Origin of the sequence: Chelatococcus sp. GCM10030263, from assembly GCF_042666455.1 — a bacterium.
Taxonomy (GTDB): Bacteria; Pseudomonadota; Alphaproteobacteria; order Rhizobiales; family Beijerinckiaceae; genus Chelatococcus.
Window position 1 is genome coordinate 158134 of record NZ_JBHTDB010000016.1, and the last position, 14776, is coordinate 172909.

The window sequence follows — 14776 nt, forward strand, 5'->3', positions numbered from 1 at the left end:
TTGGCGGCGAGGATGCCCGCGGCAGAACAGCCGTCGGGCTTTTTTGTTTTGGGACGGCGAATGCTGGCGAAAAGCTATCGTATCGGGGTGATGTTCTCGTCGACCGGCTCCTATAGCGTGGTCGCGCGCTCGATGCTGAATGGTGCGCTGCTCGCTTTCCAGGAATTGGCCGAGACGCGTTCGGACCTCGCCCTCGAGCCGGTGGTCGTCAATCCCGGCGGTGATCTCGCACGCTATGGCGAACTGACCCGTGAGCTTCTTGGCCAGGGTATCCGCCATGTCGTGGGCTGCTATACCTCGTCAAGCCGCAAAGAGGTCATCCCCTGTTTCGAGAAACATGACGCGCTGCTCTGGTATCCTTCCCATTACGAAGGTTTTGAGAGCTCGAACAACGTCATCTATACGGGGGCGGCTCCCAATCAGCATGTGCTTCCATTAGTCGATTATCTTCTCGATCACGGCGGCAGCCGCGCCTTTTGCGTAGGCTCGAATTATATCTGGGCTTGGGAGAACAACCGCATCTTCCGCGAGACGATGATGGCACGCGGCGGCACGGTTCTGGCGGAGCGCTACTTCGCCGTGGGCGACACCGAGCTGCAGCATGTCGTGGCCGCGATTTTGGCCGCCCGGCCGGACTTTGTCTTCAACACGCTCATCGGCACGAGCAACTATGCCTTCTTCCGCCAGTTCCGTCAGGCCTGCGCCGCGGCTGGTCTCGATCAGCCGCGCGACATCCCGGTTGCGAGCTGCACGCTTTCCGAGCCGGAGCTCGAGGAGATCGGCAGCGGGGCGGTCGACGGTCATGTGAGCTCGAGCGTCTATTTCTCGTCCCTCGAGAGCGCTGCAAGCGCTGCCTTCGTGAAGGATTATACCGCCGCATTTCCCAACGGTCCGGCACCCTCGGCCGATGCGGAAGCCTCCTACGTGGCCGTCAAGCTGCTGGCGCTCGCCCTGGCGGAGGCGGGCGTCGACGAGGTGGCTGCGGTAAAGGCGGCCGCCACGCGCCAGCGCCTTGCCGCGCCGCAGGGCGAGGTCTGGATCGACCCGCAGACATTGCACGCCTATCTCACCCCGCGCATCGGCCGCTCCAACGCGCATGCCCGCTTCGACGTCATCGTCGAAGCGCCGGCGCCCGTCTGCCCAGACCCCTATCTGGTGCAGTCATCGCCGCGCTACGCGCTCAGCCCGCGCCTGCCTCAGCTCAAGGTGGTCAAATGACGGCTCCCAGGCTGCTCCAGAACTTCAGCGGCGGTCGCGCCCATATCGTCACCGCGAGCCCCGGGGCCGTGGAGGCCTTGGAGGCGACCCTCGTCAAGCTCGGGGTCGGTGTCGAGCATGTGTCGATCGTGGAGGGGAGGGCGGTGCTCGACATCGCCACGCTCCAAGCCGACCGGGATATTCTCTTCGTCGATGGGGACCTCGACGGCGTTCTGGCCATCGAGCCGGACTTCGAGACGCGTCTACCGCCGGTGCCGATCATCGGCCTCGTCGGTGTGGAGGCGCCGAGTCGCCTGAAAGCCCTGACGAATCTCGGCGCCACCGGTTTCCTGCGCAAGCCGGTGCATGGCGCGACGGTCTATACGACGCTCTTTCTCGGCATCAACCAGTTCCTGCTGCGTAGCGATCTCGGCCATCGCCTGCGGGAGCTGGAACGGCGCCGTCAGGGACGGCGATCGGTGGTGAAGGCGATCGTCGCCCTCATGCGTCAGGCCGGCTGCGACGACGATGAGGCCTATGCCGTGCTTCGCCGCGAGAGCATGCGCTCGCGGCAAAACCTCGAAGACTATTGCGAGGAATTTCTCAAGAAGAAGGCGGGATCAGCAGCGTTTCTTACACAGCAAGCCGCCGCACAGCGGCGTATCGACCAAGCATAACCAGAGGAGAGACTATATGTCCGGAGTCATGAAGCGGGGGCTGCGTGCCGCGGCCCTCTCGGGAACCTTTTTGCTCGGCGTCGGCGCCATGATGGCCGCCGCCCATGCCGCCGATCCGATCAAGCTCGGCGTGCTCGAGGACCAGTCCGGCGATTTCGCCGTGGCGACGATCGGCAAGGTGCATGCGATCCAGCTCGCCGCCGACGAGATCAACAAGGCGGGCGGCATCGCCGGGCGTCCGCTCGAGCTCGTGATCTACGATACCCAGTCCGACAATACGCGCTACCAGGAGTTCATGCGCCGCGTGCTGCAGCGCGACAAGGTGAACGCCGTCTTCGCCGGCTTCTCCTCTGCCTCGCGCGAGGCCTACCGGCCGATCGTCGACCAGCTCGACGGCTTCGCCTTCTACAACAACCAGTATGAAGGCGGCGTCTGTGACGCCCATATGGTCGTGACGGGCGCTGTGCCGGAGCAGCAATTCTCCACGCTCATCCCCTGGATGATGGAGAAATACGGCAAGAACGTCTACACGATCGCCGCCGACTACAATTTCGGGCAGATTTCGGCCGAATGGGTGCGCAACATCGTCAAGGACAACGGCGGCAAGATGGTCGGCGAGGAATTCATCCCACTCGGCGTCTCGCAATTCTCGCAGACGATCCAGAACATTCAGAACGCCAAGCCCGACTTCGTGGTGACGCTCCTCGTCGGCACCGCCCAGGCCTCCTATTACGAGCAGGCGGCCTCCGCCAATCTCAAGCTGCCGATGGCCTCCTCCGTCAATGTCGGCCAGGGCTACGAGCACAAGCGCTTCAAGCCGCCGAGCCTCGCCAACATGTATGTCACGACCAATTATATCGAGGAGGTCGACAGCCCGGCGAGCAAGGACTTCTTGAAGCGCTTCAAGGAGAAGTTCCCGAACGAGCCCTATATCAATCAGGAGGCTGAAAACTCCTATCTCGCCGTCTATCTCTACAAGCAGATGGTGGAGCGGGCGAAGGGCTCGACCAAGCGCGACGATCTGCGCAAGGTCATCGCCGAGGGCGACGTCTGCATGGATGCGCCGGAGGGCAAGGTCTGCATCGACCCCAAGAGCCAGCACATGTCGCACACCATCTATCTGGCGCATGTCGGGGAGGACCACTCGATCTCCTTCCCGAAGGTCTGGGCCGACATCAAGCCGTACTGGCTGGGCGAGGCGGGTTGCGACCTGACGAAGTCGAACCCGAACGCGCAATATACCCCGTCCAATCCGCCGCCGAAGAACTGATGGCGCGCCTCTGCGGCCGGCACTGCCGGCCGCAATCCGGAAACCGCGCTCCCGGCTCAGCGCCGGGAGACGCCTGCGTTGACCAGGACGGGTCGTATTACAATGGATGCGGGTAGTTTCGCCTTCGCCGCGCTCTATCAGTTCGGTGACGCCTTCGCCTTTCTCGTTCTCGCCGCCTGTGGGCTCGCCGTGATCTTCGGCATGATGGGCGTCATTAATCTCGCCCATGGCGAATTCATCATGTGCGGCGCCTATGTGACCGTCGCGACAGCGCGCGCCGGGCTGCCGCTGCCGCTCGCCATCGCGGCCGGCGCGCTCGCTGCGGGTATCGTCGGGCTGATCATCGAGGTGCTGGTGATCCGCCACCTCTATGACCGACCGCTCGACACCATCGTCGCGACCTGGGGCATCAGCCTGATCGCCACGCAGGGCACGCTCATCGTCCTCGGCTCCACCATGCCGGGCATCGGCACGCCCTTCGGCAGCTTCGAGATGGGCGGCTATTCCTATTCGGTCTACCGCATCGTGCTCTTCGTTGCCGCGATCTCCGTATTCGCCGGGCTTTACGCGCTCTTCAATTGGACGCGTTTCGGCGTGATGGCGCGGGCCACCATCCAGGTGCCGCATATGGCGGCGGCGCTCGGCATCGACACGCGCCTCATCTATGGGCTCACATTCGCGCTCGGGGCCGGCCTCGCCGGGCTGACCGGCGGCCTCTACGCACCCACCATGACGCTCGTGCCGACCATGGGGACGACCTTCATCATGGAGGCCTTCGTCACCGTCGTCGTGGGCGGCGCGGACGTCTTCCTCGGTACCGCGCCGGCAGGCGTGGTGCTCGCCGTGGTGAAAGCGGCGATGACCTCCTGGAAGGGACAGCTCTTCGGCCAGATCGCGCTGCTCATCGCGGTCATCATCGTCATCCGGGTGCTGCCCAAGGGCATCTCCGGCTTCCTGCTGCGCGAACGGGCTTGAGGGGCGAGATGAGCGCTATCCATCGTTTCCTCAAGCGGCTCGAAGGTCCGCAGACGGTCGGCCGAGGCCCGCTGTTCTGGACCCTCTTTGCCGTCGTCGTCGTTGCGGCCGGCTGCTATCCGCTGACTGCCGACGGCTATACGGTCGGCAATACCGTCTACTTCTTCAACTGGACCTTCATGGCGCTGGGGCTCAGCCTCATCTGGGGCTATGGCGGCTCGCTCAGCTTCGGCCAGACGGCCTTCTTCGGCATCGCCGGCTACAGCTACGGCATTCTCACCATCAATCTCGGCTCGGCCTATGGCTTCACCATCGCCGCGCTGATCCTTGCGGTCGCGCTCGCTGCGCTCTTTGCTGTGCTGCTCGGCTATTTCTTGTTCTTCGGGCGGATCACCGGCGTCTTCCTCGGCATCGTCACCCTGTCGGTGACGCTGGTGCTCGAACGCTTCATGGCGCAGACGGCAGGGCCGGAGTGGCGGGTCGGGACGGCGCGGCTCAACGGCTTCAACGGCATGAGCGGCATGCCGCCGCTCACCATCCCCTGGTTCGGCGGCGACCTCGTGCTCTTCCCGGATATCCAGCTCTATTATCTCGTGCTCGCCCTGCTCGTCGTCGTCTATCTCGGCCTGCGCGTGCTGGTGAACTCGCGCTTCGGCAATGTGCTCGTCGCCATCCGCGAAAATCCCGAGCGCGCCGAGATGCTCGGTTACGACGTGCGCAAATATCAGCTCGGCGCCTTCGTCATCGGCGCGGCGCTCGCCGGGCTCAGCGGCGTGCTCTACACCGCCTGGGGGCAGTACATCACGCCCTCCAGCATGGGCATCACCGCGGCGGCGCTGCCCATCGTCTGGGTTGCCGTCGGGGGACGGTCGGATCTCACCGCGACGCTCGTCGGCACCCTTGTCGTGCTCGCCGGCTTTCAGGCGCTCACCATCTACGGCAGCCAATATGCCCTCGTGGTCATGGGCGTGCTTCTGGTCGTGACCGTGCTCGCCGCGCCGCGCGGCCTGATCCTGTCAGCCGTCACCGGCCTCGCCCGCCTCTTCGGCCGCCGCAAGAAACTGGGAGACGCGTGATGCCGCTCCTCGAAACCCGCGGCCTGAACAAGCATTTCGGCGGTTTGCACGTGACGGCGGATGTCAATCTCGCCCTCGACGAAGGTGAGATCCACTGCCTGATCGGGCCGAACGGGGCCGGCAAGAGCACGCTCTTTCGCCTCATCCTCGGCGAATATAGCCCGAGCAGCGGCCATATCGTCTTCGCCGACGAGGACATCACGGCGCTCAAGCCATTCCAGCGCATCCGTCGCGGCATGAGCGTCAAGTTCCAGGTGCCGGGCATCTTCAAGGCGCTCAGCGTTCGCCAGAATCTGGAGATCGCCATGCAGCACAGCTATCCCCCGGCAACGCTCGGCCGGGAGATCGACGAGTTGCTCCAGTTCCTCAAGCTCACGGCCGAGGCCGGACAGCTCGCCGGCAATCTGAGCCATGGCCAGAAGCAGTGGCTCGAAATCGGCATGGCGATCAGCCTGAAGCCACGCCTGCTGCTCCTCGACGAGCCGACCGCCGGCATGTCGCCGGAGGAAACCCATGCCACCGGCGACATGGTGAAGTCGCTCAATGCCCAGGGCGTGACCGTGCTCGCCGTCGAACACGACATGAACTTCGTGCGCCAGGTCGCGCAAAGGGTCACCGTCCTTCATCTCGGGCGCGTCTTCGCCCAGGGGACCATCGACGAGATCGTCGCGGACGAACGGATCGCGGCCATTTATCTGGGGCAAGCCCATGCATAGGGAAGGGCGTAGCGAGGTTCTTCTCTCCACGGTCGGTTTGCGTGCCGGCTACGGCGGCAAGCCTGTGCTGCAGGGCCTCGACATCGAGGTGCGCGAGGGCGAGATCGTCGGCGTCATCGGTCGCAACGGCGTCGGCAAGTCGACGCTGATGAAGACGCTCATCGGCCTGGTGCCGGCCATGGCCGGCTCCGTCATCCTGCGCGGGGAGGCGATCGAGCATCTGCCGGCGCATAAGCGGGCGCGCCTCGGCCTCGGCTATGTGCCGCAAGGCCGCGACGTCTTTCCGCGCTTGAGCGTCGCAGAAAACTTGCAGGTCGGCGGCCTCTTCCGATCTTCGCTAACCGAGGCCGACCGGCAGCGCGTCTTCGACTATTTCCCGATTCTCGCCGAGCGCCGGAACCAGCGCGCAGGCACCATGTCCGGCGGCCAGCAGCAGCAACTGGCGATCGGCCGCGTGCTTCTGGCCGATCCCGGCCTCGTGCTGCTCGACGAGCCTTCGGAGGGCATTCAGCCCAATATCGTGCAGGACATCGCCCGCATCATGGTCGATCTCAACCGCACGACGGGCCTCACGATCATCCTGGTCGAGCAGAACATCGACATGATCCGCGCCATGGTCGAGCGCTGCTACGTCATGGACAAGGGGCGCGTCGTCGCCTCGCTCGACCGGGACGCGCTCGCCGATGCCGACACGGTGCGCCGGTATCTTTCTGTCTAACGACAATCGCTTCCAAGGAGGACGACCCATGTCTTCATCCGATCAGTCTTCATCCGATCAGTCTTCGCCCAATCAATCCTGGTTCGAGACGTCCCTGATGGCCCGGCGCGGCCTCGCCAAGGGCCGGGCCGGCCAAAGCCATTCCCTGACCGAGGCGGTGCAGGGCAAGTATCATTATGTGTACGGGCCCTATGTCGAGCCGGTGCTGCGTGTCGATCCCGGGGCCGTGGTCGCCGCCGAGACGCATGATGCCTTCGAGGGCAAGATCAAGCACGAGACGGACAATCCGCTCGAGATCCTGAATTTTCCCTATCTCAATCCGCAGAACGGCCCGATCTACGTCAATGGCGCCGAGAAGGGCGACACGCTCGCCGTCTATATCAAGAGCATCGTTCCCCGCGGCGAGCAGCCGCGCGGCACGACGCTGATCATGCCGGACTTCGGCGGCCTGGTGCCGACCACCGACACGGCGATGCTCAACGCGCCGCTGCCGGTCCGGGTCAAGAAGCTCCATGTCGATGCCGAGACCGGCACGCAATGGAACGACAAGATCGCGCTGCCCTACGAGCCCTTCATCGGCACCATCGGCACCTCGCCCGAGATCGAGGCGATCACCTCGCTGCAGCCGGACTATTACGGCGGCAACATGGACCTGCCGGATGTCGGGCCGGGCGCCGTCATCTATCTGCCGGTGAATGTCGCGGGCGGGCTGCTCTATCTCGGCGACTGCCATGCCACCCAGGGCGATGGTGAGTTGTGCGGGGTGGCGCTGGAACATCCGACAGTCACCACGGTGCAGATCGACCTCATCAAGGGTTGGACGATCCGCACGCCGCGGCTGGAGACCGCGACATTCATCATGTCCATCGGCTCGACGCGGCCGATGGAGGACGCCGCCCGCATGGCCTATCGCGACCTCATTCGCTGGATGGCGGCCGACTACGGCTTCGAGGAGATCGAGGCCTATATGCTCTTGACCCAGATCGGCCGGGTGCGGCTCGGCAATATGGTCGATCCGAAATACACGCTCGGCGCCTCCATCCAGAAGACGATGCTCGGGTGAGGGAAGCCATGCCGACGACCTACACGGCCGCTGCCGTCCAGTTCGAGCCGACGCAGTTCGAGAAGGAGCGCAATATCGAGCAGCTCGTCGCGCTCGTCGAGGAGGCCGCCGGGTCCGGCGCGAAGCTGATCGTGACGCCCGAGATGGGCACGACCGGCTATTGCTGGTTCGACCGCGGGGAGGTCGCTCCCTTCGTCGAACCCGTACCCGGCCCGACGACGGAGCGCTTCGCCGCGGTGACGCGCAAACAGGGCGTCTATGTGGTTGTCGGCATGCCGGAGGTCGATCCCGCCACCGGCCTCTACTACAATACGGCCGTGCTCATCGGCCCGGAGGGGGTGGTCGGGCGTCACCGCAAGACCCATCCCTATATCTCCGAGCCGAAATGGGCGGCGCCTGGCGATCTCGGCCATCAGGTGTTCGAGACCGAGATCGGCCGTATCGCGCTCCTCATCTGCATGGACATCCATTTCGTCGAGACGGCGCGGCTCGTGGCGCTCGGCGGCGCGGATGTCATCTGCCACATCAGCAACTGGCTCGCCGAGCGAACCCCGGCGCCCTACTGGATCAGCCGGGCCTTCGAGAATGGCTGCTACCTCGTCGAGGCGAACCGCTGGGGGCTGGAGCGCAGCGTGCAGTTCAGCGGCGGCAGCTCCATCATCGAACCGGACGGCACTATAGCCGCCGTGGTCGATGCGGGCGACGGCATTGCCTATGCCCCGATCGACCTCGGCCGGGCCCGCGAGCGGAACGTGCTCGGCGCGCCGGTCTTCGCCGAGCGCCGGCCGGAGCTCTATGCGGAGCTCGCCACCAATACCTTCGCCTGGAACCCGCAGGACTTCTTCGGGCTCTACGGTCATCGCCCGCTGCCGCCCGGCCGGTGCTCGCGCGTGGCGGTCGGCCAGTCCCGGCCGCGCGAGGACGTCGCGGCCAATCTCGACCGCATCGGGGATCTCGCGGCGGAGGCGGCTGGGCAGGGCGCCGAACTGGTGGTCTTGCCCGAACTCGCGGTGACCGGGCTTTCCGCCCCGGCCGAACGGGCGGAACCGCTGCAGGGGCCCGCCGTCGAGCGCTTGATCGCGATCGCCACCCGGCTGAGGGTGCACCTCGTCGCGGGCCTCGCCGAGCGCGACGGCGAGCGCCTCTACAACACCGCGGTGCTGGTCGGCCCCGAGGGGCTCGTCGGCCGCTATCGCCAGATCCATGTCGATGCGCGCCACCGCGCCTGGGCGCGCCCGGGCGACAGCTGGGAGGTCTTCGACCTGCCGGTCGGGCGCGTCGGGCTCCTGATCGGCCATGACGCGCTGTTTCCCGAGGCCGGCCGGGTCCTGGCGCTCAAGGGGGCAGATCTCATCGCCTGCCCGGCCGCTCAAGCCGGCCGTTTCACTGGAGGTCACGCGGGCACGGCGGTCGCGCAGAACTATCCGATCCCGACCGGGGCCGATCCCCACCACTGGCACCATTTCCGGGTACGCGCCGGCGAGAACAACGTCTATCTCGCCTTCGCCAATGCCGTGGATCCCGCCAACGGCTTTACCGGCAAGAGCGGCGTTTTCAGCCCCGGCACCTTTGATTTCCCGCGCCGCGAAGCCCTCGTGGCGGACGGGGAGGGCGTTGCCGTGAGCGAGGTGGACACGACCAATCTGGTGAGCCCCTATCCGACCAATGTGGTCAGGCGGAAGGACCTAGTGTCCATGCGCCTGCCGCATCACTACAAGCCGCTCGGCCAGGCAGGATGACTTTAAGCCCGCGAGGCTTTGGCGCCGGTGGTGCCGCCGAGCCGCGAGCGGGCCCGCCATCCGTCGACGCTAAAGGCGCCGGCGCCGAAGGCTGCCACATGCAGCAGACCGCCAGTGATCGCGATGTTCTTCAAGAAATGGATCATCTGGTTCTGATCCGCGAAATTGTTGTGGAAGAACAGCGCCGCGGCGAGCGTAAAGAGCGCCATGACCGTTGCGACCAGCCGGGTCTGATAGCCGACGACGAGCAGCAGGCCACCGCCGAGCTCGACGACGACGGCAATGAGATAACCGACAAGCGGGAGCGGAAGGCCGGCCGCCGCGATATAGGCTTGGGTGCCCGCCGGCGCGGCGAACTTGCCGATGCCGCTGAGCACGAACAGCAGAGCAAGGAGAAGCCGGCTGAACGCGGCTGTGGAATTGGCATAGCTGGGCATGGTCTTTCCCTATAGGCGAGCCGGTGCCGAAGCTCGGCCGACGGCATGATTGCCGGAATAGGGATAGTTCCCGTCGGCATGACTGCCCAGGGCTGATCGATTGCGCCGATGCAATGGCGGCCTTGCGGGCGCCCCATGGATGGCAGGCAATCCTGCATAGTCGACGGCGAGCCGCGACCAAACTCGTCATATGCGATTGTTATTTCACCGGCTCGCCGGTGACCTGCTCCGATCTGCCTGCCGTCGCCAACATCGTGTTGAAGTCCGTCTCGTCGGGACAGTTGGATAGTCGGCTGCGGAAGGCCTCGATCATCCAACGCGTCGCCGGGCCGGGCGAATTGGCCAGCTTTCGGATCACATAGATCGGATATTCGCCCTGCGCATAGGCCTCTAGGTCGAGCTGCACGAGGTGCCCCTGCCGCAGATCGTCCCAGATGAGCGAGGCCGGCAGCCCACCCCAGCCGAGACCACCGCGAATGAGGTGGTATTTCGTCGTGACGTCGCTCACACGCCACGTCCTGTAGGACAGGACGTTGAAATCGCGGCCTTTCGTCAGCCCGGATATGTCGGTCACCACGATCTGGATCTCGTCGCGCACGTCGGTGATCGACAACGGCTTGTCGCGTCGTGCGAGAGGGTGATCGGGGGCGACGACCGGGATCATGAAGGAATGGCCGATGCGATCGGCAACGAGCGTATCGTCCAGCTTCGTTGGCGCGCCGCCGATCCCGATGCTCGCCTTGCCGCTGGCCACGACGTCGATGATGGCGCCGAGTTCGCCCACCGTGAGGGCGACGGACACGGATGGGAATTGATCGCGGAAGTCGCGCAGCACGCCCACCAGGACATCGGTCGGCACGAACACGCTGATGGCGAGCGCAATTTCACCCTCCAGCCCGTCCTTCAGGCTCTTGATCCGCGCCCGCATGACATCGAGTCCAGAGAGGATGCGGCGGGCATCTTCGAGCAGTGCCGTCCCGGCCTCGGTCAATTTCGGCTGGCGGGCGCCGGCCCTCTCGAAGAGCGGCATCTCGACCTGCGCCTCGAGATTAGCGATCGCATAGCTGATCACCGATTGCGCGCGATTGAGCGTCCGCGCGGCTGCCGAGAAACTCCCCGTCTCGACCACGGTCAGGAAGATTTGCAACTGGTCCAGGGTCGGGCTGGGATACATGGGCTATCTATTCCATCGATAGTTTTGATCGACAGAATAGCCGTTTTCTAGATAATTCGCGACCCCTATCTCTCTGAGTGGGTGCTTCCCAAGGCGCCGCAAAGATCGCTCGGAGAGGAGCTCTCATGTCGTCCATTCTTCTTCTCACCTCCAGCCCTCGGGCTGAATCCCTGTCGACCAGGATTGCCGCGGAACTGGCCGAAAAGATCAAGGCGCAGAGGCCCGGCAGCGTAATCGTTCATCGGGATCTGGTGACGTCGCCGCTGCCGCATATCGACCACCATTTCACCGCGGCCATCAACAAGTCGGCGGATGCGCGCACGGCCGAGGAATCTCGGGCGATTGAAGCATCCGACGCATTGGTCGACGAATTGCTCGCCGCCGATACGGTGATCCTTGCGACCGGCCTCATCAATTTCAACATATCGTCCTTGCTGAAGGCTTGGATCGACAATATCGTGCGCGCTGGCCGCACCTTCAAATATGGTGATACCGGTGCGATTGGCCTCGCGGGGGGCAAGAAGGTCTATGTCGTTCTGGCGTCCGGGGGCGTCTATTCACAAGGCCCGGCCGCCTCGATGAACCACGCCGTTCCCTATCTCAAATTCGTTCTCGGCTTCATCGGCATCACCGATGTCGAGATCATCTATGTGGAGGGTCTCGCCATGGGGCCGGAAGCGGCCGAAAAGGCGATCGGCGCTGCAAAGTCGCGCGTCGAGGAGCTCGCGCTCGCCGCCTAGCCCGGCTGCGGTTACAGGCCCGCTGCGAGATAGGCGCCGTCGACCGGCACATCGATGCCGGTGACATAGCCGGATTGAGGCGAAGCCAGGAATTCGGCGGCGCTGCAGAGTTCCTCGAGCTTGCCGAAACGGCCTATCGGCGTGCGCGCCTTCGCGGTCGCCTTGCGCTGCGGATCCATCTTGGCCTGGTTGAGATTCGTCATGAAGAAGCCGGGCGAGATCGAATTGACGCGCACGCCGCGCGGCGCCCATTCGGCCGCGAGTACGCGCGTCAGGCCAAGCACGGCATGTTTCGTCATCGTATAGGGCGCTGACAGCTGGAAGCCGCGGTGGGCGGCAAGCGAGGCGATATTGATGATCGCGCCGCTGCCGCGTTCCAGCATGCCGCGGCCGAAATGCGTGCAGCAGAAGAAGACGCTGCGCTGGTTGATGTTGACAAGATGGTCGTAGGCGGCCGCGTCGAAATTCTCGGCCGGCTGCAGCGTCGTGATGCCCTGGGAATTGACGAGAATGTCGGGCGTGCCGAAATGCCCATCGACCTCGGCGAAGAAGCGCTCCCGGTCGGTGTCGTCGGCGATGTCGACGGTGAAGCCGGGTGCCTCGGCGCCGGGCCTTGACAGGCCTTTGGCCGCGGCCGCCACACGATCGGGCGTGCGGCCGGCAACCGCGACGGTGGCGCCGCAATCGTGGAAGCGGTGCGCCATGGCAAGGCCAATGCCGTTCGAGCCGCCGATGACGAGGGCCTTGAGGCCGGCGAGGGAAGAGGACATGCGTCTGGCTCCCGAGTGAGGTCGATAAAGGCGGGGGGCGATCCCGGTGGTTAGCCGTTCCAGCCGAGGTGGCTCAGGAAGTCGCGCGTGCGCTCCTGCCGGGCATCCTCGAAGATCTGCTTCGGATGGCCCTGTTCGACGATCTTGCCGTGGTCAAAGACTATCACCCAGTTCGCGACGCGCCGCGCGAAGTTCATTTCGTGGGTGACGACGACCATCGTCATGCCTTCGTCGGCGAGCTGCTTCATGACATTCAGCACCTCGCCGATGGTCTCGGGATCGAGCGCCGAGGTCGGCTCGTCGAACAGCATGATCTTCGGCTCCATGGCCAGTGCCCGCGCGATTGCGACGCGCTGCTGCTGGCCGCCGGAGAGATTGGCCGGATACTGATCCGCCTTGTGCAGGAGCCCGACCTTCTGCAGCATGGCGCGGGCGCGCTCGTCGGCGGCTTTGTTCGAGAGCTTCTGGACGCTCATCGGGCCGATGGTCACATTCTGTAGCACTGTCTTGTGCGGAAAAAGCTCGAAGCTCTGAAAGACCATGCCCATCCGCTGGCGCACCTTGCGAATTTCCGTCGCGCTCGTCGGCAGCGGCTGCCCGTCGATAAGGATGGTGCCGCCTTCGATCTTCTCGAGCGCGTTCGTGGACCTCAGCAGCGTGGACTTTCCCGAGCCCGACGGACCGATCAGACAGAGCACCTCGCCCTTGTTGACGCGGGCGCTTACGCCGTCGAGCGCGACGAAGCTGCCGTAGAGCTTGCGCACGTCGCGATATTCGACGATCGCAGGCTGATCGGCGTTCTTGCGGGATGCAGTAGCCGGCTCGACCGTCATTCCTTCACTCCCCACCTTCTGTGGATCCAGTCGACGAGTTTCGCCTGCGGATAGCCGAGCAGCCAGTAGATCGCCGCCATCGCGGTCAGCATCTCGAAGACGCGAAACGACCGCGACCGGATCTCCATGGCCGTATGCGCGAGTTCGCCGACGGCGATGACCGAGACGAGCGAGGTGTCCTTGAAGAGCGACACCCAAGTGCTGGCGAGCACCGGCAACACACGCCGCACGGCCTGCGGCAGGATGATCTCGCGGAACACCGAGAAGCGCGACATCCCAAGGGCGAGTGCTGCCTCCGACTGGCCCTTGCGGATGGAGTTGATGCCGGCCCGAAAGGTCTCGGAATTATAGGCCGAGACATTGAGCGCGAGGGCCGTGAGGGCCGTGGCGAAGGGCGGCAGCGTCAGCCCGGAGATGACGGGCAGGACGTAAAAGCTCCAATAAACCAGCAGGATCAGCGGGATGTTGCGGAAGAACTCCACATAGCAGGTGCTGATCCAGCGCAGCGGGCCGCTGGGAGACAGCCGCATGACCGCCAGCAAAATGCCGCCGGGCACAGCAATCGCCATCGTGCAGACCGTCAGCAGGATGGTGATCCAGGCGCCGTGCGCCAGCGCGCCGGCATTATTCCACACGATGCTCCAGTCGAGGGTCACGACCGCCCCCGATAGGCGACGCGCTGATAGACCATGTCCATCAGCCGTGTGGTCGGGAAGATGATCAGGAAGTAGACGACCATGATCACGGTGAAGACTTCCATCGGCCGGAAGCTCTGGCCGGAGATGGTCTCGGCCCGCTTCATGAGTTCGGGCACGGCGATGACCGCGGCGATGGCCGTGTCCTTGATGGTGATGGAGACGATCGAGCCGAGCGCGGGCAGCATGCGGATCAAGGCCTGCGGAAGCACGATATTGCGCAGGATCTGCGCGCCCGACATGCCGATGACGAGGCCGGCCTCGGACTGTCCACGGCGTACCGAGACGATGCCTGCCCGCACGACCTCGGCGACATAGGCGGCGATATGCAGGGTGAGCGCCAGCAAGGCCGACCAGAAGGGCGGCAGGTTGACGCCGGTGAGCATGGGCAGCGCGAAGTAGATCCAGATGAGGACCACGAGGACGGGAATCGCCCGCATCGAGTCGATATAGAAGGTCAGGATGGCGGACAGCCAGCGCGGCCCATAAAGGCGCCCGAGCGCGATGGCGAGCCCTACGATCAGGCTTGCGGCCACGGTGAGTGCGCTGAGAGCCAAGGTTATGCCGAGGCCGCCGAGAAGATACGGCCAGCTCGCAAGAACCGGGCTGAAATCGAAGTCCATGATGATGTCCGGGACGCGCGGCCCTGCCGCAGAACGGCGGCGATACGGTCAGGAGGCGGCGAGCAGATCCGCC

16 protein-coding genes are annotated in these 14776 nt (G+C 64.7%); 10 read left to right on the forward strand and 6 right to left on the reverse strand.

Annotated features, from left to right (window positions below; all coding sequences use genetic code 11):
* Positions 1 to 60: 60 nt before the first annotated feature.
* The 9 genes from ACFQU1_RS23110 (at position 61) to ACFQU1_RS23150 (ending at position 9431) form a co-directional block, all read left to right on the forward strand.
* Positions 61 to 1218, forward strand: a complete 1158-nt coding sequence (locus tag ACFQU1_RS23110) for a transporter substrate-binding domain-containing protein (protein ID WP_378137191.1) — start codon at positions 61 to 63, stop codon at positions 1216 to 1218.
* On the forward strand, positions 1215 to 1874 hold the full coding sequence (locus tag ACFQU1_RS23115; protein WP_378137193.1) for an ANTAR domain-containing response regulator: 660 nt from the start codon (positions 1215 to 1217) through the stop codon (positions 1872 to 1874). Before ACFQU1_RS23110 ends, ACFQU1_RS23115 begins: the two co-directional genes overlap by 4 nt.
* 16 nt (positions 1875 to 1890) lie before the next feature.
* Positions 1891 to 3144 carry an urea ABC transporter substrate-binding protein gene (locus ACFQU1_RS23120; RefSeq protein ID WP_378137195.1) on the forward strand — a complete coding sequence of 418 codons (1254 nt, stop codon included), beginning with the start codon at positions 1891 to 1893 and terminating at the stop codon, positions 3142 to 3144.
* Between the two features lie 102 nt (positions 3145 to 3246).
* Positions 3247 to 4119 (forward strand): branched-chain amino acid ABC transporter permease, encoded by an 873-nt coding sequence (locus ACFQU1_RS23125; RefSeq protein WP_378138329.1) that lies wholly within the window; start codon positions 3247 to 3249, stop codon positions 4117 to 4119.
* 8 nt (positions 4120 to 4127) lie between these two features.
* Positions 4128 to 5195 (forward strand): branched-chain amino acid ABC transporter permease, encoded by a 1068-nt coding sequence (locus ACFQU1_RS23130; protein WP_378137197.1) that lies wholly within the window; start codon positions 4128 to 4130, stop codon positions 5193 to 5195.
* Positions 5195 to 5911 (forward strand): ABC transporter ATP-binding protein, encoded by a 717-nt coding sequence (locus ACFQU1_RS23135; protein WP_378137199.1) that lies wholly within the window; start codon positions 5195 to 5197, stop codon positions 5909 to 5911. The genes ACFQU1_RS23130 and ACFQU1_RS23135 overlap by 1 nt, the downstream gene beginning before the upstream one ends.
* Positions 5904 to 6629, forward strand: a complete 726-nt coding sequence (locus ACFQU1_RS23140) for an ABC transporter ATP-binding protein (protein WP_378137201.1) — start codon at positions 5904 to 5906, stop codon at positions 6627 to 6629. Before ACFQU1_RS23135 ends, ACFQU1_RS23140 begins: the two co-directional genes overlap by 8 nt.
* Positions 6630 to 6657: 28 nt before the next feature.
* Positions 6658 to 7692: an acetamidase/formamidase family protein gene (locus tag ACFQU1_RS23145; protein ID WP_378137203.1), complete on the forward strand. Its 1035-nt coding sequence runs from the start codon at positions 6658 to 6660 to the stop codon at positions 7690 to 7692.
* Between the two features lie 8 nt (positions 7693 to 7700).
* Positions 7701 to 9431 carry a nitrilase-related carbon-nitrogen hydrolase gene (locus ACFQU1_RS23150; RefSeq protein WP_378137205.1) on the forward strand — a complete coding sequence of 577 codons (1731 nt, stop codon included), beginning with the start codon at positions 7701 to 7703 and terminating at the stop codon, positions 9429 to 9431.
* 2 nt (positions 9432 to 9433) lie between these two features.
* On the opposite strand, the gene ACFQU1_RS23155 is transcribed toward ACFQU1_RS23150, so the two are convergent.
* Positions 9434 to 9868: a DoxX family protein gene (locus tag ACFQU1_RS23155; RefSeq protein WP_378137207.1), complete on the reverse strand. Its 435-nt coding sequence runs from the start codon at positions 9866 to 9868 to the stop codon at positions 9434 to 9436.
* A 199-nt stretch (positions 9869 to 10067) separates the two neighbouring features.
* Entirely contained in the window at positions 10068 to 11042 is a 975-nt protein-coding gene (locus tag ACFQU1_RS23160) for a LysR family transcriptional regulator (RefSeq protein WP_378137209.1), read from the reverse strand.
* Positions 11043 to 11167: 125 nt separating this feature from the next.
* On the opposite strand from ACFQU1_RS23160, the gene ACFQU1_RS23165 reads away from it, so the two are divergent.
* Positions 11168 to 11782 carry an FMN-dependent NADH-azoreductase gene (locus ACFQU1_RS23165; protein ID WP_378137211.1) on the forward strand — a complete coding sequence of 205 codons (615 nt, stop codon included), beginning with the start codon at positions 11168 to 11170 and terminating at the stop codon, positions 11780 to 11782.
* 11 nt (positions 11783 to 11793) lie between these two features.
* Here the strand turns inward: ACFQU1_RS23165 and ACFQU1_RS23170 are convergent, their stop codons facing one another.
* Genes ACFQU1_RS23170 through ACFQU1_RS23185 form a run of 4 tightly spaced genes read right to left on the reverse strand, consistent with a single transcriptional unit; the run spans position 11794 to position 14703 of the window.
* Complete coding sequence (locus ACFQU1_RS23170) at positions 11794 to 12552, reverse strand: SDR family NAD(P)-dependent oxidoreductase (RefSeq protein WP_378137213.1); 759 nt, start codon at positions 12550 to 12552, stop codon at positions 11794 to 11796.
* A gap of 50 nt (positions 12553 to 12602) precedes the next feature.
* Positions 12603 to 13385, reverse strand: a complete 783-nt coding sequence (locus ACFQU1_RS23175) for an amino acid ABC transporter ATP-binding protein (RefSeq protein WP_378137215.1) — start codon at positions 13383 to 13385, stop codon at positions 12603 to 12605.
* Complete coding sequence (locus ACFQU1_RS23180; protein WP_378137217.1) at positions 13382 to 14041, reverse strand: amino acid ABC transporter permease; 660 nt, start codon at positions 14039 to 14041, stop codon at positions 13382 to 13384. The genes ACFQU1_RS23175 and ACFQU1_RS23180 overlap by 4 nt, the downstream gene beginning before the upstream one ends.
* A complete protein-coding gene (locus ACFQU1_RS23185) occupies positions 14038 to 14703 on the reverse strand; it encodes an amino acid ABC transporter permease (protein ID WP_378137219.1) in 666 nt (221 codons plus the stop codon). Before ACFQU1_RS23185 ends, ACFQU1_RS23180 begins: the two co-directional genes overlap by 4 nt.
* Between the last annotated feature and the right edge of the window lie 73 nt (positions 14704 to 14776).